Raw genomic sequence first — 19,215 nt, 5'->3', positions numbered from 1 at the left:
GAGCCTTCCTTTGTATTGTTGATAGAACATGTCACCGTTCAAGGAATCGCTCAAAATCCGACTCTACAATACAAAGCGAGACTCCTGATCCTCGCATTATTTCTTTTCTAGTAGTTCTTTGATTGCTCTACGAATAAAAGCCGATTTGTTTAGATCGTTCTTATCAGCGTAATCGATAAAGACTTTGATTTCTTCTTCGGGCATTCTGATTGTTATTGACTTGTTTTTGTTGGTCACTTTAATCAACTCCTTAAAAAAATATCCTTACACCCCTTTATCGTAAAAAGTTGGGTTTTTGCACAACAAATAAGACAATAAATATAAAAAATATTTAAGCAGCGTTTTTGTGCAATTTACGGATTTTTTACGATATAAGGGTGTAGGACATTTAATACAAAAGGTTAGTTGAGTCAAGTAGTTGTTGAGCGGGGTTGAAAAAGTACCCCAACAAAAAAAAAAACACTTGGAGGGGTTTAGATGAACACAGGGAATAAAATGAAAGAGTTTTGGAAAGTTAAAGAGCGTTGGGTAAATGTCGAAGGGTATGAGAATTACATGGTTTCAAACTATGGGAATATTGTTTCCTTGGGTAATCATAAATCAAGGAAAGATAAGATGTTGAAACCGTTAAAGGATAAAAAAGGGTATCTAATGGTTGTGTTGAGCAAGGACGGGAAACAAAAAAGGTTTCTACTTCATCGACTAGTCGCTATGGCTTGGATCCAGAATCCTGAGAATAGAGAGTCAGTGGATCATTTTGATGGGGACAAAACAAACAATTGCATTTTAAATCTATCGTGGATGAATAATGAGGATAATTTGAAAAAATATCATACTTTTAAAAAATGGGAAAAGAAATATACCGGATATAAAACAAAAGATCCTCAATAATGGGGATCTTTTTTCATTGTTACTATTTATACTTTTCAAAAAGGTGACTTTGACTATCCGAGAAATCCAGTGTTATCAAGGGTTGGCGGGAGAGTGGTTTCTATTTCAGCAAAAACGGTAACGAGAGGTAACTGGGTCAATCCCTTGGGAGAGTAAGAGATATTCTATATAGTTACTATTTTTTTAAAATATTAAAATATAATAAGAATATATACATATAGAAACTTAATTAATATATGCAAATTCGTACTTTAAAAGTAGTAACTCTGGTTATTCGGTGATTCTCTTCTCTCCCAACGGATCCTACTGTCCACAAAGGTGACGGATCAGGAACAAAAACGGTAACACGGATCTTCTCTTGTCCATGTGCAATAACTCTGATCCTTACGATATGGGGGTGACAGACAAAGCACAATGGGAGAGTGGATCAGGATGAAAAAGATACAAGTCTATGTAATGAATGAACCCTCAGAAAAGGCGATTCGAGATTGTGCTGAGGTAATGCTCAAAATTGCAAAGCGTAGGTCACAAGCAATAAAAATCCCCATGAGCAAAGTCTCATAGGGGTTTATTTGTTATTTATAAATGACTCTCAAGATCGGTTCCCCATTCTTGGGGTATCTCCAAACGATTCCACTAATTAAACTGTGTAATTTTCTATTCACTTCCTCGTTAGAGAGTCCATTACTTTCAAGGAGCTCCCACTCGTCAGATAGTTCGTCAATGATCCTGATATAATCCTCTAAAGTTTTACGTTTATCCGATGGATCTTCTTTCTTCAATTGATCAAGTTCCGCTCGAAGTATCTCAAGTTCCTCGTTTCTCATTGCTTTTCTCTCTCTATATTGTGGGAGAGTGATATCATCCTCTTCAAATTGTATTTGAATCTTGTCAAGAGCCTTCTCAGCCTTCTTCATTGCCTTTGTAATCAACTCTATTCGGTGTCGAGTGTTATCCACTTCTGACTCCGTATCAAGGCTAGAAATAGCGGTCAGAATAGTTTCCTTTTGGGATAAAACCTCTTGTTTGATTAATTTCAACACATCATTATAATAAAAAGTTCTATTTCCACACCTACATACTTTGATATAAAGTTTGTCAATATGCGGGTGATAGTTACACCCTTGAACCTTTCCACAATTTCCACAATATATAAGTCCTGTTGTCGGATAAATCTTGTTTTTGCTCCTTGGTGCTTTGAATGAATACTCATTAACAATTGTATTTGCCTTTTTCCATGTATCAACACTTACAATCGCCTCATGAGTACCTTCTATTCCGTGTATATTGCCTTTATAAACCTCGTTATTGACTATCCTTAGGATAGCATTATAATGCCACTTGGAGCCTGTACGTGTCTTGATTTGGAGCCTGTCAAGGTTCCTGATTAAGTCAGGGATTGTGACACCTTCAATAATGGAATTGAAAATATATCGGATATCATCGGCTCGGTCATTGGGTGATAGTTTTTTATCTTTACCTTTGGTGTATCCTAACGGTGGGATCCCATCAGTCCATAGTCCTTGTTGTTGTGCGTACTGTTTTCCCCGTTTCATACGTTTATGGATCATCTTGTATTCTTGTGAGGCTATCAAACTAGTAACACCCACCAAAAGACTGTCATCGTCTTGGGTAAGGTCATAAACTCGGTATGGTGTGATTATTAACGTTCCAGTATCGTGTAATATCCTCTTGATATCCGATGAGTCAAACTCATTTCTTGATAATCGGTCGATATCCATTACAACAACGGCTTGATAGTATCCCTCTTTGATTCGCTTCAAAAGTCTGACCATCTCAGGACGGTTCTCAATGGAACTTGAAGAGGCAACCTCTCGATAAATATCATATGAGTGTCCTTGTTGTTCGCAGAGATTGACGAGAGTATGCTGATGTACTTTTAAAACCTCATCTATCCCGAGTTTTTCCTCGTCACGGCTCCGTCTTAAATATATTGCCACCTTCATTAATAATCACCTTCATATATGTGTCATGAGGTAATTATACTACGTTATCTCCAAGTGCGTAACTAGTTGGTCCGGTAAAGATAATTAATCCGTGTGCATGTTTTAGGAGAGCGAGTAGCTTTCTGGTCATACCAGGGAAAAGTGAGAGCTGATGAAAGGGTATTTGTTCTTGTTGAGGCAGCAGTCTGATAACAAGACTTTCCCGATTGTTAGATGGAAGGGTTGAAAGTCTAAGACCCATTAATTTCCCTTCCACCTCACAAAAAATCGAACCGCTTTGAGGGCGTCGTCGTTCACCGATATCCATATTTGCAGTAAATTTAAAATGAGAAATCAACCTGTCGCATTCATCTTTTGGAAGTGATAACCGGGGAATGAGTTTGTTCGTTAAGCGGATTTGAATAAGCGTGTCTTTTTTCCTGGGAACAATGTGAATATCTGTTGCTTGGTTTCTTGCAGCATCTGTGATAATCCTATTGGCTAGTATTTCGATTGCACTTACAATGAGTAACACCACCTTTTATTTTTGTCTTGGTAGGAATTCGACGCTATTCTAGCTTTTCCTTTAAGATTCTTCTTTTTTTTAATATTTCTTTGGTTTTTCACTCCTAAATCTACCGGAAAACAACTCTTGACATACACTATGTATATACTTTGTGTAATAATTGTATAATATTAGCAATCCAATCATTTGGTAATTGTGAACATTTTCTAAACATATAGTGTTAACATTGTTAACCTCATTCCCATGTTTATATAGCTGTATTATAATTGGGGTAAATTATGGGGGTTCGAGGTGAACAGAGATGGAACAAACATTAAAGATCACAAATGTTTTATCAGATCCAACCAGGTACTACATCTATCAATACATCACAAAACGACATCAAGAAGTGACAGTACAAGAGGTCGCAGAAAATTTTAATATCCATCCGAACGTTGCAAGATTACATTTATCAAAGCTTGAAGATGTTAACATGCTAGCATCTGAAACAAAGAAGACTGGCAAAGGCGGCAGGCCAAGCAGGTTATACCGTTTATCAGATGATGTCATTCAATTACATTTCCCTTTCCGGGATTATATGCTGCTTTCTAAAGTAGCTATCTCTACCATGCTTACATTAGGAGAAGCAGGTAAACAAGCTCTTTACTTAACTGGGAAGCGCTTCGGCACTGAAGTAATTGAACAAGAAATGGCAAAAAGATCCTTCGGTGAAGAAATAGATTTTGATCAAAAGTTGATAATATTAAAAAGCGCAGCCACACTAGCTGGGTTTTATCCGGAATTTGAAGCAAATGGAGATCATACAAAAATCTACTTCCAGATATACAATTGTCCTTTCAAAGAGGTTGCAGAGGAACATGAAAGTGTTTGTGCTATGCATCACGAATTCCTAAAAGGAATGTTTGAAGCTTTATTTAAATCGGTGGAGTTAGTTGAGAAGGAAAATATGATTTCAGGTTGTGAAACTTGCTCATACCAGGCACTTGTAACAAACTAATTTGAATCTTTATTTACTTTTGTACTCCTTTTCTTTATAATATTGCATGATGGTACCGTAGGGGAAAAGGAGGGATACATATGGATCGCATGTTCAGAGTATTGGGTTTCTGGACGGGTATTTTTACCGTAATGTTCTACCTAGGAGATATGAATAAAACTGCATTACTTTTCCTAGCCCAAACTGGATTCTTTGTTTTGTTAAGCTATCTTAAACTTTCCGAACGTATGTATATGTATGTTTTCGGAGCATATTTGACCGTATTCTTCGCAGGCTTCACTTATTGGACAACATTTATGATGCCGCTTGGTGGAGTTGGAGGACATTAAGAAGTATATCAACACATAAAAAACACCGGAGCTCTTCTCCGGTGTTTTTTAATCGTCAAAAGGATTAATATCACCGAACCCTTTCTGCTGAATAATCAGATGAAAAAAAGAACTTATTCCAGATGGCATAATTAAACTCCTGATTGCACGGTTGCGTTTAGCAATTTCTGAAAAAGGATTGGGATCGTAATGGTTTTCTAATTCCTTTAGAATTCCTGCTTTTAATAAAAACTCATCCTGCCTTAGCTTTGAATAAAATACCAACTCTGCTTGCTCACCCTTTTGAATAAGCCAATCAAAATGGATGTGTGTGGTAATATCCATTTCCCCGGGATGCTCCAAAACATCCTCAATCATTTGATGCTGATAATAGCCTCTTAAGCTTCCCTTCATTCGTGAAGGATGCTTCCAATCTTCTTTGGTATAACCATAGTCTGCTGTCACTACAAGTCCCTTCATTAAGACCCTGGATATATCTTGTACCATCCCTTCCATTAATAAAGGCACTTCTATACGCTGTTTATCTTTTAGTTCCAGCATGCTTTCCTCTAAAAAAGAGTGAATAGCTGGATTCGTTAATAAAACCTTCTCTTCGTATAAGGTTTCATTTTTTATTCCTACCATAACCTCGTACAATTGACCGTTCTCTTTCTCTATGACATGAACGGGCAAGGCATCGAATAATTCATTCGAAAAAACCATCCCTTTGAACGGCTCTAGTTCATCCAGATTGTTTACTTGGATTACATTATGGTGAGAGGGTATTAAGTCATTTTGTAATTTTAGATGATACGGACTGCTTTCTACAATGATGTAATTAATTGGAGCTTTGATGGAATGCTCCCATTCCTGTAAAAAGGCATAGGCGAAACGACCATTGCCAGCGCCAATTTCGCAAAAAATAGGTTCAAGATCATACTTTTTACAAACACTTGCAAACCATTTAGCAACGATTCGACCATAAATATCGGAAATATTACTGGTAGTAATAAAATCTCCTTGGCTTCCAATTTTCTGTTTACTTTTCATATAGTAACCATATTCCGGATGGTAGAGAACAGCTTCGATGTATTCTGCATAGGAAATTAAGTTCCTTGGTGAGTTTGAAATGAGACTCTTTAAGTACGTTATCATAAAAGCTCCTTCATATAAATTTACACCATTGACACAGTGTAAACTTTATTATATTGTAAATCTAGTAGCTTAACGATATCCTCTCCCATTTTTAATATGAAAAGAACATCCCCAGAAAAACCCTTCTCAAATGAGAAGGGTTTTCTATGTACAATCATCATCTAGCTCTTGCGCCTAGGCGCTCCCGCTTTTGATATTAAAACCCATTTAAAAACGGATTACTATCCATCTCTTCCCCTATAGTGGTTATTGGTCCATGTCCTGATAACACAGTTGTTTCCTCAGGTAAAAATAATAATTTTTCATGAATGCTTTTCATTAATAGTTTATGGTTACCACCAGGCAAGTCTGTTCTGCCAATGCTGCTTTTAAACAAAGCATCTCCTGATACAACAAAACCCTCTGTCTCAAAGTAATAGGATACACTTCCTGGAGAATGTCCTGGAGTCTCAAGGATAGAGAAGTTGAAATTACCAATCGTTATGTTTTCCTCTTTTTTAAGGATGTAATCGGCCTTTTTCATTTTGATTGACTCCTGCATTTGAAAAAATTTCGAACCATTTAATGACGGATCGATGAGCCAATCTTCTTCCTCTTCGTGAATATAAACAGGAATTTTATAATAGTCTCTTATTTCATCAACTGCGCCAATATGGTCGAAATGTGCATGTGTTAAAAAAATTGCAATTGGTTTGAGTTCTCTTTTTGATAACCACTTAATTAGTTTTTTCCCTTCGCTCCCAGGATCAAAAATCAAACAGGTTTTGTCAGGACTTTCAACGACGTAACAATTTGTTTGTAATACTCCTAACGGGATTTGAGACCATTTCATTTCTGATATACCTCCAACTATTTTTACATTACTATTATTTTACACTATGTAAGCTTCATTGCTAACTTTTTAGCCCTCGACAAATGTTTAAAAAAAATATAAAATAAGAATCGAATGTATATAATATTCTTACATAACTCTTAGAAATGTGTTGGGCTAAGCTCAAGTATTATCTAATAAAGGGGGCTTTATTAATGGGAGTAGTTATTATTTTTTCTTTGGTAGCTTTACTTGCTGCTTATGGTGCATTCACTGCCCTAAAAAATAAAAATTTATTAGGAGCATTTTTTGCAGTAGGCACTTTGGCTGTTTTTGGCTGGTTCGCCATCATGACCCTTATTGAAAGTGGTTTTCCTACTGGTACACACTAAACTTTTAAAAATTGAAAGACTGCCTGCCGGCAGTCTTTTTATTTTTCGACAAGCTCTATTAATTCTTTTGTTTTGAGATTAATGATTTTTTCAAAACGATTACCAAATAGTGCAGCTTCTCCCGAAGGAGATAGCAGAATGGGTTCATTTTTCAGATTCTGCATAATGACGTTACTGCTGCCGTTATCAATATCATAGCTTAAAAGCTCAAAACCTTCTCTGTAAGCATCGGCCTCTGTACTTTTTACTGGCTTAAGGGTAATAAATTCCCCTTTAGTTTCATTTAAGTCATTGTAAGGAACCAACCATCCAGAAAAGATGGATAGATGAGGAATGGAGAAAGAATTCAGTTCCTTTTTCTCCTTATTATAAAATGTATAAGAAGCCTGTAACCGTTCATCATCCTGGACGGTTACGGTCATTAAAATATCATTGTAAGTTGCAAATTGTAGTACATCTGTAAATATTTCTTCCTCTTCCTTATTACTTAAATTATTCTTCATCAGTGGCGCAAAAAGAGACGGGCTGTCTTCATTCCATTTGAGATAGGCAACTTCTTCATTTCCTATCCATTTAATAAATGGCTGTGGAAGTGTAAGTTCAGTTGTTTTCCTTTGTCCAATGTCTAAAAGCAGCATTTGAAATGTCCAATCTTCATTAAAAGATGAGATTAGAATCTCAGACTCATTAAATGGGTTCCATTCAAAAGTTAATTCATATGAGGGGATAGATTGTTTAAAGATTTCTGAGCCCTCGGGAGATAGAATGGTAACTTGTCCTTCATAAGTAGAAGGAGATGATTGAATTAGTATATTCTTTTTTGATGGGCTTGCCTGAATAGTGACAATAGGCACTTCACTCTTATAAAATAATTCACTACTCCCTGTTAGAAGATTATAAAGATAAACAGACGATGATTGTTCAAGATTTGTAATGTAAAGTAAATGATGATCGGAATACCAGCACCCTACTTTATAAAATTCTCCTTCCGGTATTTTAATTGGAAGTTTCCATGTATCTTTTGTTTGAGATGGCGGGACATTTTGCTTGTTATTATCTTCAGAAGGGTTGGGCTTGGCATCTTGTGGATTCGCACAAGCACTAAAAATAGAGGCAAAAACGAGCAAAAATAAAAATTGATATATAAATTTTATGATAATATTACGTTTGCAATGGCTCATTTTCCCCCTCCCTCCTTTTTCTTCACATTAATTAGTACGTTTATTTTACAGAAATGTTTCAATAATTACAGAAAATTCCATAAATAAGAAAAAAGTCGCATATTTACGACTTTTTCTTAGTAACAAAACCGTACACAACAATTTATTTTAATTCGATTGAAATCATTTTACAAGCCGTGTAGACAAGTATTTACAAATAAAGTGAAGCTAGAAATATCCCCTCCACCTTTTTAAGAATGTCATGAAATTGCGATAAAGGCAATGGATTTATTCCCCTTCCCAATTCAATTGTAAATCCAGGACGTTTATATTCTTGAATAAACCAATCCTTAAATCCCGCATGACTATCGACATTTCGAACCGCCTTATATCCACTCACTCGTTCAAATTCTGTTGCTAAGATTTCGGATTCAGGTGGTTCGAATCCTTCATACCCCCAATAAAACTCCTCTCCTTGAGTATGAAAGGCAAGAACTCGATCGAATTGATTGTTTTTTATGAAATCAGCCATAGCTTTTGCTTCCGGTTCTGATAAAGATGACCTGCCAGGATAATCCCTAGGTGCAGGTGATTTGGGTATCTTTCTCTCCTGCTCAATTTCCCAATTTGCAGGGAATTGATTATTTAAGTCAACCCCTTTAATATTTGCCTTCCAATGAACAAATTCATCACTTCCATCATTGATCTCCATGACCTCTTGGCGGAGATTTGTTGGCGGTCCATTTAATACGAGGTCTACCCCATCCGGATTTACCATTGGAACAATGGATAATTCTGTTTCGTTATATAAATTTATTGTATTTATACCTCTTAGCGGGCTTCGATTCGTTAAAGAGATAAGGTATTGATTAACAAGGCTCATAACAACCATGGTTGTAACCCATTCATTGGCATGAAAAGAAGCGTTCATATGAACTTTTTTCGAGCCCTTCCCAATCCTGATTTCCTGAATTTGACTACCTAAAACACTTGTACCGATTGTATCTACATTAATAAATGGGTATAGCCTTTTTAGTGTCTTGATTTGCTTGGTTAAGATCCCAGAACCATAAGGCAGTTTCGAACTAACATGATATTGTGTAATACGTTCAGGTAAATATAGGGTGTCCCCTGGTGCTAATTGATTGGGATTTTGCATTTGGTTTAGTACCATTATTGCATCGAGGGATAAATTTTTTGCCTTTCCAATTTTCCATAATGTATCTTCTTCATTTATGGTGTATGGAACGGAAACATAGCCTGGTATCAATATCTTTGTACCAGTTTTCAAATCGGATTGATTTATGTTCTCGTTTGAATCGACAATGAGTTCAAGTGGAACCTGAAATAATCGACCATAATACGCGCAGGAATCACCTTCCCGGACTCTAACCTCCATATTTCCCCCTCCTTCCATCATAGAAATCATATGACAAAAGGTGGTTGAAAATGAGCAAAACAAAAACCTGCATTTAAGTGCAGGTTTTTCAGTGTTATCACCTATCTTTTTTCTTCTTCTTCTCTTAAGAATCTTATTTCATGTCTTAAAATTAACAATGCAGTCGAGTATTCTCTTGGTTCTATAAGCTTTGCTTGATACAGATCACTTAATTCTGACTCCATTAATTCAAGGTCAGCTAATCGATCACCAATATAAATAATCGTTCCATATTGCTTTAATAATTGTTGAACATCATAAATCGACTTCATTTCATTTAGCCCTCTTACCTAAAGATTAAGAAACATTACATGTAAAGTATACCGTAAGCCCCTGCCACCCTCAAGACGTTCTTATAAAGCAGCCATGTTCATAAAAAAATCCAGCATGTCCGTCTAGTTGTTCCCATAATATAATATAACTGTAATTCTCCATTAATAGTAAAAAAGAAGGATGCGATCAGATGAAAAAAATCTATTTGGTATTAGGAATATTAATACTCCTTATTCTAGCTTTTGGCATCTATCAGTATACTAATCCGAAGGCACAGGAAAGTATTACGTACTTCCCTATTGACCCAAATGTAACCTTTAAAACAGCACAGACAACACTTACAGTAATGAAACAAGCCAATACTATCCTTTGGAAAGAACATTCTACGCTCGATCGTAAAGCTTACCTAAGACAGGATGCAGCTCTGTTATATGCAAATGGCCGCCTACTAGAGACATTATGGAATTGGAAACAAAATACAGCTGTACTCGAGCAAGAGAGAAGAATCAAGCTGGATAAAAGTACGTATTTACAAGCGATTACTTTTCACCATGCGGAGCTTCATGAAAAAGAAGATAAAATCTTCAGCTCACATGAAATGTCTTCTGATCAAATTTACTTTATTACCGATGCTCCAGATGAAGAAAAAAGTAAAAAGCAACTAGATCAACAGACCGAAAGAATGCTGCAGCTAAGCTGGAACAAAGGACTGCGCCATTTTGCAATAAAATTGAAAAACTATCATACATTCCCCCTCAGCCAATTCAATCAACTGGCAAAGGATGTATTGCCAGGTTTTACAAAATCAGAGACTGGTGCCATTGTAGGTAATCTTTGGGAGGGTTTATATAAAAACTATATTCTAGGTATAAAAAAAGCAGACGGTACTAGTGAAAATCCCATAGGCAGTACCCTTCCGCTGATTTTAATTGCAACAGATAAAACTCATCTATTGGTTTTAACAGAAACTGCTTCCGGGGAGTCTATTCTCCTTCGGCAGAGGATGGGAGCAGTCGATTAAGTTCGTCGGCCAATTCAGAGTATTCCTCTTGACTTGGTTTTATTTCTGCTGCCTTTTCAGCATTTTCCCTTGCATTCGATATGTCATTTTCCTCCAAATAAATTAATGCAAGATTGTAGTATGCTTCTGGTAAATCTGGATCCATTTCTATCACTTTAAGGAGATGTGATTTCGCTTCCTTTAGCTCACCAAGATTAATTTCAATAAAAGATAAAGCAAAATATACCTCTGCAGATGGTTTATTGGATTCTGTGTAAGTCGTTAATACGTCATATGCTTGTTCATAATTCTCCTGTTTAATATATTCTTGAGCCAACATCATAGTGGAGCTTTCATTACCACCTGTTGCAGAATGTCGGAAACCATAGAATAGGGAACCGTAAATAATAGCTGCAGATATCAACAAAAACAGCAGCTGCAAGAATGGCTTTTTCTTTTTAGGAAAATGCAGTATTCCTGCTGCAAGGAAACCACCGGCTAAACCACCTAGATGTCCGGCGTTGTCTACAATGGAGACGGTAAAACCAAATATTAAGTTAAAGACAAGAACAGTTATGACACTTGATCCCATTGTTCGGAAGAAAAGTTTCGGATAAATGAGGGCAAAATAAAGCAATGCTCCAAAACAGCCAAAAATTGCGCCGCTTGCTCCTGCAGAGATATTTGGGCTAAAAATAAAACTAGCAATAACCCCTGATATACCGGCAAATAAATAGATAAGGAAAAAACGAACACTTCCAAAGATTCTTTCTACAGCTGGACCTAAAAAATAAAGTGCTAAGGTGTTCATGGCTATATGTAAAAAGCCTATGTGAAGGAAAATGGGTGTAATGAATCTCCACCATTCTCCATCATATATATATGGATTAAATTTTGCCCCAAATTTAATGAGTGTGGAAGTATTTGTACTCCCCCCTTGAAGTTCTAACAATAAAAAAACGGCCACCTGGATAATCATAAAAAAGTATGTAAAAAATGGCTTCCCGTTCGTAAATATTTCTTTTTCTTTTTTTGCCATCTGTATCGCAAAATTTAACGTTGCTTTCTTTTGAGCATTAACATCTTCTTCTGAATACTCTTCACGTATGGGAAAGGAAACTTCCCTTTCTAGCCTAGTTGATAATGATTTAAATCCTGACTCATATTGATTACTCGTTAATAGTACTGAACTAACACTTGTTTTGTTACCCTGAGGAAAAATAAACGGTCGTTCCAACCGATATTCGTACTCATCCACAGGAGGAAATTTACTAATATAAATATTTAAAATTGAAAGCCCCCCATGACCAAGCTGTTTTCGAATTTTTTCACCATTTGAGGCTGTAAATTCTATATCTCTTTGCATGGAGCTGCTCCAGTCTAAATCCTGCCTTAATAACCGAACGATTGGAACTTTTTTGTTTTCAATTTTTTCCAGCCATAATTCTTTTTGATTTTCAAATAATTGAATGATACGGTAGCCTTGCTCCGAAATGAAGAAATAGGCTAATCTCCAATAGATGTAATCTTCTCTACTGTTCAATGCCCCCACTACTTTCGACTATATTTTGTATCCATTTTTCACTAATTTATTTCATTATAAACGAAAAACAAGCTTAATACTGACTAAACAAAATGATAAGAAAGGCATTTTTATTACAAAACAAAAGACCATCTGTGGTTTTCACCTTTCAGATGGTCTTTCAGTTGGTCCTCCAAATACAGTCTGCATCATTTTGTTTTTCACACCTGGAAAGCTCATGATTGAGCCTACGGCGATCCGGCGCATCCAGCCGGATCTTAGCATTAAATTAATAATTCGATACCTGAAGCGGAATACAAAATACCCAATTGACCCAATCATAAAAATGGATGTCAACATTCGAGACATTATCATCCCTCCTACCCATAGTTTGTGAGCAGGAGATAATTATTATCCATCTCTTTTTTTAAAACTTATTTAAAACAGGATCCATTGTTTCCTTTAATACTTTTACAGAGTTGGAGAATTTTTCCTTTTCCTTTTTATTCAGATCTAGTTCAACGACCTCTCTGATTCCACTGCGATTTACCACTGCCGGTACGCCAATATAGATATCATTATGACCGTACTCCCCATCTAAATAGGCAGAAACAGTTAACACTGAATTTTCATCACGTAATATCGCTTTTGTTAATCGCACAAGTCCCATTGCAATTCCATAATAAGTGGCACCTTTTCGTTCAATGATGTGATACGCTGCATCTCGAACATTGATAAATATATTATCAAGGTCCTCTTGGTTTGTTTCATGCTTACTTGTCCATTCGGATATTTTCATTCCGGCGATATCTGCATGGCTCCAAACTGGAAGTTCTGTGTCTCCATGCTCACCAATAATATAGGCATGAACGTTACGTGTATCAACATCATAATACTGCCCCAATAAAAAGCGGAATCGTGCTGTATCTAATATGGTCCCCGAACCAATTACACGTTCCTTTGGGAGTCCAGAAAATTTCCATACTGCATATGTTAAAATATCAACAGGATTGGTCGCAACAAGGAAAATACCATCAAAACCACTTGCCATAATTTGTTCAACGATCCCTTTAAAAATATTTGTGTTTTTCTCTACCAGGTCAAGACGCGTTTCACCAGGCTTTTGGTTCGCTCCAGCCGTAATGACAACTAGGTCAGCTTGATCACAATCTGCATAGCTTCCATACCAAATTTTTGTTCTGGAAGGGGCAAATGGCAACCCATGATTTAAATCCATTGCATCCCCTTCAGCTTTAGCTTCATTTAAATCAACTAGGACTAATTCTTCTGTTATTCCTTGGTTTAATAGCGCAAAAGCATAGCTTGAACCGACAAAACCTGTTCCAACCAGAACAACTCTATTTACTTTTACCATAAAATTTCCTCCTCTAGGCATAGTGGTTATATTAATATTTTTTGTACTCTAATATTGTACAATCATTCACAACTATGTATTAGTTTTAACGGACATAGAAACCCTTGTCCTCCTTAAAGACTATTTTGTTATAAAATAGATAACAATCATTGCCAATAGTGCTGCAATTGACCCTGACAAAAAATTTACCATATCATTATCCACCAAGTGATGCCCTTTTATTCTGTTGGCTGTTGTTTGGCAATGAACCTTTTTCTCTGTTTCAATCCCACAAATAGTGCAAATGTAAACCTGTTGATAATAAGCACCAAATAAAGTATCAATGATATTACCGAAAAAGCCGAACAAAAAAATGACGAAGAAATGGAATATTTGTAAATCAAATAGCCAAGCACCCGTAAAAGCAATTAGCATGGAACCAAAAGTTGCAGCAATAGTCCCTAATGAACTGACTGCTCCTGATGTTCCTTTTTCAATAGGCTTAAAGGTACGTATGTATAAGGGTTTTCTCTTGCTTAAGGTACCAATTTCTGATGCCCATGTATCTGAATTGGAACTAGCTAAGCAAACGATAAATCCAATCAGCCAAACTAAGTCTTGCTGAAAATAATAAATAATGCTGATTAATGCAGCAGAACCACCATTGGCTAGCACCTGACGCCAATCCCTAGTTGCTCCCTTTGCTAATTTTTCTTCAATTTCTTTTTTTGCTGAGCTTTTATATTTCGACCATAGACTGGATGTTATAAAGAATAATCCAAGAAGGAGAAGCCCTTTTACACCAAAACCGAAGAAGACAGCTACTCCTACTAATACTGCAGCAATGGCGCCATTACTACTTAATGACCGCTCCCGATAACCCGCAAAACCACCTAAAATTATTATTAAGATAATGATTATTGATTGAATCATTTTATTTTTATTACCTCATCATTTGTAATAATCTTCGAGACTGGAATATCATGCGTTTCAATAGGAACTTGTGGAATAACTTGGAAGTGAAATGCAAGAGAGAGTGTTTTTCCATTATACTTTGTTAAATAGCGATCATAGTACCCTCCGCCAAAACCAAGCCGAAATCCCTCTCTTGTATAGGCTAAACCTGGTACAAATAAAAGTCCTATATCCCCAGGCTCTACCTCAATGGTCTCTTCTATTATCGGTTCGAGTAATCCATAAAAAACGGATTCAAGTTGCGAAAATTCAGTTATTTTTCGAAACGTTAACGTCTTGTCTTTTGGATTGCATTTTGGAATCACAACCTCTTTTCCTGCTTCCCAGGCTTTCCGGATAATTTGATATGTATCGACTTCAGGTTCCTTCGAGATTGTAATCCCAATTACTTGGGCATTTAGCCAATCTTCATCAACATAGAGAGTATTAGCAATTTTAGTGGAATAATGTTCATAATAAGGTTTTGTAAGCAGCGTTAGTCGCTCTTTCATTTCTTTACGAATATGCTTTTTTTCAGACATATAGATCAGGATCTCCTTATTTTTTTACAACAAAAAAAGCAGCAGGAAGCCCTACTGCTTATTTTGTTTCACGGTGTGCTGTTGTACGCTTTTCTCTTGGGCAATATTTCTTAAGCTCAAGACGATCAGGGTTGTTACGTTTATTTTTTGTTGAAATATAGTTACGATCTCCACACTCAGTGCAAGCTAACGTAATATTTACACGCATGTCAATTTCCCTCCAAACGATTAAGCTAGTTCGTTCATACGACTTTTCTATAATATCATTTTTCAAAAGGAAATGCTAGTTGTTTTTTAAAAGGTGATTTTTCCACCGAAATTACGCTAACCCGGATATTTTTAATATCGAGTCTATCTCGCCTTTTCGCTCATATTTACCCTCTTATTTAATAGAGTATCTTCCATTACATTAACTGTTTGAGAAGCGATTCGCTTCCATCCATATAAACTCTTAACTATTTTCATTCCTTTAATTCCTATATCTTTTGCTGTTTGAGGATCCTGCAATAAGAAATCGATATTACGAAGGAGACTTTCCGCATCACCTGGGACCATTAGCAAGCCAGTTTGCCCATCCACCACAATACCTTTTAGTCCGCCGGTTTCTGAAACAATGGTTGGTTTGCCAAGAATCATTGCTTCTAGAGCCACAATGCCAAAAGGCTCATACAAACTAGGAAACACAGCAATTTCACTATTCACTAATAGTGCATTCCTTTGCTCGTCCGTAACATAGCCAATAAAAGCGATGTGATGATCTAATTGTTTTTCTGTCACCATCTTTCGATATCTTTCAAGCATAGGACCTTTGCCAGCAATAACAAAATAAATATCCTGTCCCTTATCCTTTGCTGCTTGTGCCGCTTCGATTAAAGTCTCAAACCCTTTTTCCTTTACGATTCGGCCGACTGAAAAAATATACTTTCTATTCTTTATGAATGGGTAAATTTCATTTGGGGCGACGACAACATCACTTTGTTCGATACCGTTTGGAATAATGGCCATTTTTTTGTCTGAGAGATGGAAGTTTGCTAAAAGTTCTTCTCTCATATAATTGCTGCATACAATTACTTGATCTGATTCGGTAATTAGCTGAAGTTCTTTTTCATGGATGAACCGCTGCATGTCTGTATAAATTCCATTATTCCTGCCATGTTCAGTCGCATGAATCGTTGATAATAATGGAATCGACAGGACTTCTTTTAACGTAATTGCAGCAGTTCCTACTAGCCAATCATGAGCATGGACGATATCAAACTTTATATCTTCTGCTATTATTTCACTTTTAAAACTCATTGCTAGATTCAGACCAGCAATCCAAGAGAGAAAATGATCGTCATGGTTGTTGAGTGGAGTCACTCGATGGACATGAACACCATTCATGACCTCGTAAGTCGAGAGACCGCCATTCCCAGCGGTCACCACATGCACCTCGTGACCTTGCTCGGCCAAATGAACGGATAGACCATAAACATGCCTAGAGAGCCCGCCTACTACGTTAGGAGGGTATTCCCATGTTAGCATTAGTATTTTCAATTGCCAGTCATAGGAATGTTTCTGGGACATTTCGGTAATTAAATTATCGCTCATTTTTCTGCTCCATATTTTTTGATTCTCCATAATAACTATAGGTACTTACATGATCAATCCATTTAGGGGAATACTGATCAATTTGTTGATTGTGAACTAAATTATTAAAAATTTCACTTCCATTTACATTTCCTAATGGCGGGGTTTGAACTGAATTTGAGCGTAGGACTGGAAAAAAATCATTTTCCTTAAGTTTAACACCTAATTCGGCTACATAACTCCGATTTGCTGTGAGTCCTTTGATAAACCAATGCCCCTTATTATAGGGTACCGCGATATCATAGTAATGATGTGCATTTGTTCCCGTGAAAATGATATCTGTAACATCATAAAGTCTCACGATATGGACCAATTCCTCAACTTTTCTGTTATAAAATAAAGAAATGACTTTCTCGGGAATCTTCGATGCTTCCCAATAGACGATGACCTTACTTGGGGTAACGAGTTTGACTTGAAGTTCACCTTTAGTCGGAGAATAAACAATCGGTGGCTGTTCGTAAAAGTTGTCTTCCTTTCCGTTTTCCTCTTCCACAACATATTCTTCTACTTGATTTTCTTGACTGTTAACATACTTATTCCATCTATACTGTACTCTTCCAACCGTAGTATTTAGTTGTGAGGCGATTTTTCGGAACGATAAACCACCCTCTCTTAGTTTTATAATTTCTTCAATCATTGTTCTCCTCCATTCTGCAAACACATATATGCAAAAGTAATCAAAATATTCTTTCATGGATAATCTTAATGGTAACATCGGTAAGCGAACTGTACAATAAACGTATTTTGTCGTATTTTGCCGCTCCATAAAGTGACATTTTTCTCAGTAAATAAAAAAGATGAGACATAGTTTAGTGTCTCATCTTTGGTGAAATAGTTAATTATTCATTTAAATCAAAATGTTTTCCTGTTACCAAGTAAATTACATTCTCTGCTATATTTGTTGAATGATCGGCAATTCTTTCGATGAATCTGCAGACAAAAGCAAGCTGGATAATCTGATTTGTTGCACTTGGATTTTCCGGAACCTTGCTAATTAACTCATGTACCAAATTACCAAACATATTATCTACAACATCATCTCTTTCAGCACATTTCTGTGCCAGCATGACATCTTCGTCTACATAGGCTTTAACAGACATCGTTACCATTTCAAGAGCATGGTCCATCATTTTTGGAATATCCAAGATTTCTTTAAAATGCTTTTCATTACCAATATGCAATGTGGCTTTGGCAATATTAACAGCCATATCCGCCATTCGCTCCACTTCAGAAGAAACCTTTAGCGCTACATTGAGTGTCCTTAAATCTTTTGCGACCGGTGATTCTCTAGCAATCAATAATAAAGCCATATCATGAATTTCATGCTCCAGCGCATTAATGGCATTATCCTCCTCGATAACCTGATTTGCTTTCTCCAAATCATGATTAATTAGGGCACTGAGTGAGTTACGAACAGCAGTCTCAGCTAATTTTTCCATTTTTAATAGTTTTTCTTTTAAACTCACTAATTTACTATCAAACTTCGATCTTGTACTCATCCCTTCACCTCATTATCCAAATCTTCCTGTAATATAATCCTCAGTTCTCTTATCTCGCGGAGTAGAGAAAATCTTATTCGTTTCAGAGAATTCGATAACCTCACCATTTAAAAAGAAAGCTGTTTTCTTAGATATCCTTGCAGCTTGCTGCATATTATGCGTAACAATGATGATGCTGAAATCCTTTTTCAATTCTTGGACAAGCTCCTCAACCTTTAACGTTGAAATAGGGTCCAGTGCCGAAGTGGGCTCATCCATAAGAATAACATCCGGTTCAATAGCCAGACAGCGGGCAATACAAAGGCGCTGCTGCTGCCCACCAGATAATCCGTATGCATTTTGATGAAGGCGGTCCTTTACCTCATCCCATATAGCGGCCCCTCTTAAGCTTTTCTCGACAATCTGATCTAAAATCTTTTTATCACGAATACCATGAATTTTCGGTCCATAAGCTACATTTTCATAAATTGATTTCGGAAAAGGATTTGGCTTTTGAAATACCATCCCCACCTTTGTTCTTAATTCTTCTACTTGATAAGATTTATCAAGAATATTTCTTTCCCGGTATAGTATTTCACCACCGGTCCTTACTCCCGGAACTAACTCAATCATACGATTTAGTGTCTTTATATAAGTGGATTTCCCACACCCAGAAGGTCCAATAATCGCTGTAACTTCATTTTCCATAATATCAAGATTAATATTTTTTAACGCATGATTTTCTCCGTACCATAAATCTAAATTGCTTGTCTTATATACTATCTGTTTATTTTGCGGGTCGATTATTTTTGCAGTTGCAGATGTTGTTTTCATACAAT

At 36.5% G+C, this 19,215-nt stretch carries 23 protein-coding genes; 5 read left to right on the top strand and 18 right to left on the bottom strand.

Annotated elements, in window-relative coordinates:
- Nucleotides 1-96 precede the first annotated feature (96 nt).
- Entirely contained in the window at nt 97-237 is a 141-nt protein-coding gene (locus QFZ31_RS28815) for a DUF6290 family protein (protein WP_307309815.1), read from the bottom strand.
- A gap of 240 nt (nt 238-477) precedes the next feature.
- Here QFZ31_RS28815 and QFZ31_RS28810 point away from each other — a divergent pair, with 240 nt between their 5' ends.
- Nucleotides 478-891, top strand: coding sequence for an NUMOD4 domain-containing protein (locus tag QFZ31_RS28810; protein ID WP_307309812.1), 414 nt, complete (start codon nt 478-480; stop codon nt 889-891).
- 575 nt (nt 892-1,466) lie between these two features.
- On the opposite strand, the gene QFZ31_RS28805 is transcribed toward QFZ31_RS28810, so the two are convergent.
- Entirely contained in the window at nt 1,467-2,858 is a 1,392-nt protein-coding gene (locus tag QFZ31_RS28805; RefSeq protein ID WP_307309810.1) for a recombinase family protein, read from the bottom strand.
- A gap of 34 nt (nt 2,859-2,892) precedes the next feature.
- A complete protein-coding gene (locus QFZ31_RS28800) occupies nt 2,893-3,375 on the bottom strand; it encodes an ATPase, T2SS/T4P/T4SS family (protein WP_307309808.1) in 483 nt (160 codons plus the stop codon).
- Between the two features lie 289 nt (nt 3,376-3,664).
- Here QFZ31_RS28800 and QFZ31_RS28795 point away from each other — a divergent pair, with 289 nt between their 5' ends.
- A complete protein-coding gene (locus tag QFZ31_RS28795) occupies nt 3,665-4,360 on the top strand; it encodes a helix-turn-helix transcriptional regulator (RefSeq protein WP_306073409.1) in 696 nt (231 codons plus the stop codon).
- An 80-nt stretch (nt 4,361-4,440) separates the two neighbouring features.
- Complete coding sequence (locus tag QFZ31_RS28790) at nt 4,441-4,689, top strand: DUF2626 domain-containing protein (RefSeq protein WP_179596782.1); 249 nt, start codon at nt 4,441-4,443, stop codon at nt 4,687-4,689.
- Between the two features lie 48 nt (nt 4,690-4,737).
- Here the strand turns inward: QFZ31_RS28790 and QFZ31_RS28785 are convergent, their stop codons facing one another.
- Nucleotides 4,738-5,823: a class I SAM-dependent methyltransferase gene (locus QFZ31_RS28785; protein WP_307309802.1), complete on the bottom strand. Its 1,086-nt coding sequence runs from the start codon at nt 5,821-5,823 to the stop codon at nt 4,738-4,740.
- 196 nt (nt 5,824-6,019) lie between these two features.
- Entirely contained in the window at nt 6,020-6,655 is a 636-nt protein-coding gene (locus QFZ31_RS28780; protein ID WP_307309800.1) for an MBL fold metallo-hydrolase, read from the bottom strand.
- Between the two features lie 194 nt (nt 6,656-6,849).
- Here QFZ31_RS28780 and QFZ31_RS28775 point away from each other — a divergent pair, with 194 nt between their 5' ends.
- On the top strand, nt 6,850-7,026 hold the full coding sequence (locus QFZ31_RS28775) for a DUF2759 domain-containing protein (protein ID WP_179596788.1): 177 nt from the start codon (nt 6,850-6,852) through the stop codon (nt 7,024-7,026).
- 38 nt (nt 7,027-7,064) lie between these two features.
- Here the strand turns inward: QFZ31_RS28775 and QFZ31_RS28770 are convergent, their stop codons facing one another.
- From QFZ31_RS28770 to QFZ31_RS28760, 3 genes are all read right to left on the bottom strand, one after another.
- Nucleotides 7,065-8,207 carry a hypothetical protein gene (locus tag QFZ31_RS28770; protein ID WP_307309795.1) on the bottom strand — a complete coding sequence of 381 codons (1,143 nt, stop codon included), beginning with the start codon at nt 8,205-8,207 and terminating at the stop codon, nt 7,065-7,067.
- A 190-nt stretch (nt 8,208-8,397) separates the two neighbouring features.
- A complete protein-coding gene (locus tag QFZ31_RS28765) occupies nt 8,398-9,585 on the bottom strand; it encodes a M14 family metallopeptidase (RefSeq protein ID WP_307309793.1) in 1,188 nt (395 codons plus the stop codon).
- 101 nt (nt 9,586-9,686) lie between these two features.
- Nucleotides 9,687-9,896: a YqgQ family protein gene (locus QFZ31_RS28760; protein ID WP_307309790.1), complete on the bottom strand. Its 210-nt coding sequence runs from the start codon at nt 9,894-9,896 to the stop codon at nt 9,687-9,689.
- A 191-nt stretch (nt 9,897-10,087) separates the two neighbouring features.
- On the opposite strand from QFZ31_RS28760, the gene QFZ31_RS28755 reads away from it, so the two are divergent.
- Nucleotides 10,088-10,918 carry a hypothetical protein gene (locus QFZ31_RS28755; RefSeq protein ID WP_307309787.1) on the top strand — a complete coding sequence of 277 codons (831 nt, stop codon included), beginning with the start codon at nt 10,088-10,090 and terminating at the stop codon, nt 10,916-10,918.
- On the opposite strand, the gene QFZ31_RS28750 is transcribed toward QFZ31_RS28755, so the two are convergent.
- The 10 genes from QFZ31_RS28750 to pstB all read right to left on the bottom strand — a co-directional run bounded on the left by QFZ31_RS28750 (nt 10,881) and on the right by pstB (nt 19,210).
- Nucleotides 10,881-12,449, bottom strand: a complete 1,569-nt coding sequence (locus tag QFZ31_RS28750; RefSeq protein WP_373459886.1) for a rhomboid family intramembrane serine protease — start codon at nt 12,447-12,449, stop codon at nt 10,881-10,883. The genes QFZ31_RS28755 and QFZ31_RS28750 overlap by 38 nt on opposite strands.
- A gap of 132 nt (nt 12,450-12,581) precedes the next feature.
- A complete protein-coding gene (locus QFZ31_RS28745; protein WP_179596800.1) occupies nt 12,582-12,788 on the bottom strand; it encodes a hypothetical protein in 207 nt (68 codons plus the stop codon).
- Between the two features lie 58 nt (nt 12,789-12,846).
- The gene (locus QFZ31_RS28740) at nt 12,847-13,794 is read right to left on the bottom strand and encodes an L-lactate dehydrogenase (RefSeq protein ID WP_307309782.1); all 948 of its coding nucleotides are present in this window, start codon (nt 13,792-13,794) and stop codon (nt 12,847-12,849) included.
- Between the two features lie 120 nt (nt 13,795-13,914).
- A complete protein-coding gene (locus QFZ31_RS28735; RefSeq protein ID WP_307309779.1) occupies nt 13,915-14,706 on the bottom strand; it encodes a DUF92 domain-containing protein in 792 nt (263 codons plus the stop codon).
- The gene (locus QFZ31_RS28730) at nt 14,703-15,269 is read right to left on the bottom strand and encodes a 5-formyltetrahydrofolate cyclo-ligase (protein ID WP_307309777.1); all 567 of its coding nucleotides are present in this window, start codon (nt 15,267-15,269) and stop codon (nt 14,703-14,705) included. The genes QFZ31_RS28735 and QFZ31_RS28730 overlap by 4 nt, the downstream gene beginning before the upstream one ends.
- Before the next feature lie 58 nt (nt 15,270-15,327).
- A complete protein-coding gene (gene rpmG, locus QFZ31_RS28725; protein ID WP_015594975.1) occupies nt 15,328-15,477 on the bottom strand; it encodes a 50S ribosomal protein L33 in 150 nt (49 codons plus the stop codon).
- 143 nt (nt 15,478-15,620) lie between these two features.
- The gene (locus tag QFZ31_RS28720) at nt 15,621-16,859 is read right to left on the bottom strand and encodes a glycosyltransferase family 4 protein (RefSeq protein ID WP_307309774.1); all 1,239 of its coding nucleotides are present in this window, start codon (nt 16,857-16,859) and stop codon (nt 15,621-15,623) included.
- On the bottom strand, nt 16,849-17,535 hold the full coding sequence (locus QFZ31_RS28715) for a DUF4912 domain-containing protein (RefSeq protein ID WP_307309773.1): 687 nt from the start codon (nt 17,533-17,535) through the stop codon (nt 16,849-16,851). Before QFZ31_RS28715 ends, QFZ31_RS28720 begins: the two co-directional genes overlap by 11 nt.
- Before the next feature lie 202 nt (nt 17,536-17,737).
- Nucleotides 17,738-18,397 carry a phosphate signaling complex protein PhoU gene (gene phoU, locus QFZ31_RS28710; RefSeq protein WP_307309772.1) on the bottom strand — a complete coding sequence of 220 codons (660 nt, stop codon included), beginning with the start codon at nt 18,395-18,397 and terminating at the stop codon, nt 17,738-17,740.
- A 12-nt stretch (nt 18,398-18,409) separates the two neighbouring features.
- Nucleotides 18,410-19,210, bottom strand: coding sequence for a phosphate ABC transporter ATP-binding protein PstB (gene pstB / locus QFZ31_RS28705; protein ID WP_307309769.1), 801 nt, complete (start codon nt 19,208-19,210; stop codon nt 18,410-18,412).
- Nucleotides 19,211-19,215: the final 5 nt, after the last annotated feature.

This window comes from Neobacillus niacini, assembly GCF_030817595.1.
Classification (GTDB): domain Bacteria; phylum Bacillota; class Bacilli; order Bacillales; family Cytobacillaceae; genus Neobacillus; species Neobacillus niacini_G.
Note: the sequence above shows the minus strand (reverse complement) of the source record. Positions and strands in the feature narration are given on the sequence as shown.

Excerpts from the sequence above, each read along its gene's own strand:
- QFZ31_RS28810 (WP_307309812.1), top strand. The coding sequence starts at position 478 with ATGAACACAGGGAATAAAATGAAAGAGTTTTGGAAAGTTAAAGAGCGT.
- QFZ31_RS28805 (WP_307309810.1), bottom strand. The coding sequence starts at position 2,858 with ATGAAGGTGGCAATATATTTAAGACGGAGCCGTGACGAGGAAAAACTC.
- QFZ31_RS28795 (WP_306073409.1), top strand. The coding sequence starts at position 3,665 with ATGGAACAAACATTAAAGATCACAAATGTTTTATCAGATCCAACCAGG.
- QFZ31_RS28790 (WP_179596782.1), top strand. The coding sequence starts at position 4,441 with ATGGATCGCATGTTCAGAGTATTGGGTTTCTGGACGGGTATTTTTACC.
- QFZ31_RS28785 (WP_307309802.1), bottom strand. The coding sequence starts at position 5,823 with ATGATAACGTACTTAAAGAGTCTCATTTCAAACTCACCAAGGAACTTA.
- QFZ31_RS28780 (WP_307309800.1), bottom strand. The coding sequence starts at position 6,655 with ATGAAATGGTCTCAAATCCCGTTAGGAGTATTACAAACAAATTGTTAC.
- QFZ31_RS28775 (WP_179596788.1), top strand. The coding sequence starts at position 6,850 with ATGGGAGTAGTTATTATTTTTTCTTTGGTAGCTTTACTTGCTGCTTAT.
- QFZ31_RS28770 (WP_307309795.1), bottom strand. The coding sequence starts at position 8,207 with ATGAGCCATTGCAAACGTAATATTATCATAAAATTTATATATCAATTT.
- QFZ31_RS28765 (WP_307309793.1), bottom strand. The coding sequence starts at position 9,585 with ATGGAGGTTAGAGTCCGGGAAGGTGATTCCTGCGCGTATTATGGTCGA.
- QFZ31_RS28760 (WP_307309790.1), bottom strand. The coding sequence starts at position 9,896 with ATGAAGTCGATTTATGATGTTCAACAATTATTAAAGCAATATGGAACG.
- QFZ31_RS28755 (WP_307309787.1), top strand. The coding sequence starts at position 10,088 with ATGAAAAAAATCTATTTGGTATTAGGAATATTAATACTCCTTATTCTA.
- QFZ31_RS28745 (WP_179596800.1), bottom strand. The coding sequence starts at position 12,788 with ATGTCTCGAATGTTGACATCCATTTTTATGATTGGGTCAATTGGGTAT.
- QFZ31_RS28740 (WP_307309782.1), bottom strand. The coding sequence starts at position 13,794 with ATGGTAAAAGTAAATAGAGTTGTTCTGGTTGGAACAGGTTTTGTCGGT.
- QFZ31_RS28735 (WP_307309779.1), bottom strand. The coding sequence starts at position 14,706 with ATGATTCAATCAATAATCATTATCTTAATAATAATTTTAGGTGGTTTT.
- QFZ31_RS28730 (WP_307309777.1), bottom strand. The coding sequence starts at position 15,269 with ATGTCTGAAAAAAAGCATATTCGTAAAGAAATGAAAGAGCGACTAACG.
- rpmG (WP_015594975.1), bottom strand. The coding sequence starts at position 15,477 with ATGCGTGTAAATATTACGTTAGCTTGCACTGAGTGTGGAGATCGTAAC.
- QFZ31_RS28720 (WP_307309774.1), bottom strand. The coding sequence starts at position 16,859 with ATGAGCGATAATTTAATTACCGAAATGTCCCAGAAACATTCCTATGAC.
- QFZ31_RS28715 (WP_307309773.1), bottom strand. The coding sequence starts at position 17,535 with ATGATTGAAGAAATTATAAAACTAAGAGAGGGTGGTTTATCGTTCCGA.
- phoU (WP_307309772.1), bottom strand. The coding sequence starts at position 18,397 with ATGAGTACAAGATCGAAGTTTGATAGTAAATTAGTGAGTTTAAAAGAA.
- pstB (WP_307309769.1), bottom strand. The coding sequence starts at position 19,210 with ATGAAAACAACATCTGCAACTGCAAAAATAATCGACCCGCAAAATAAA.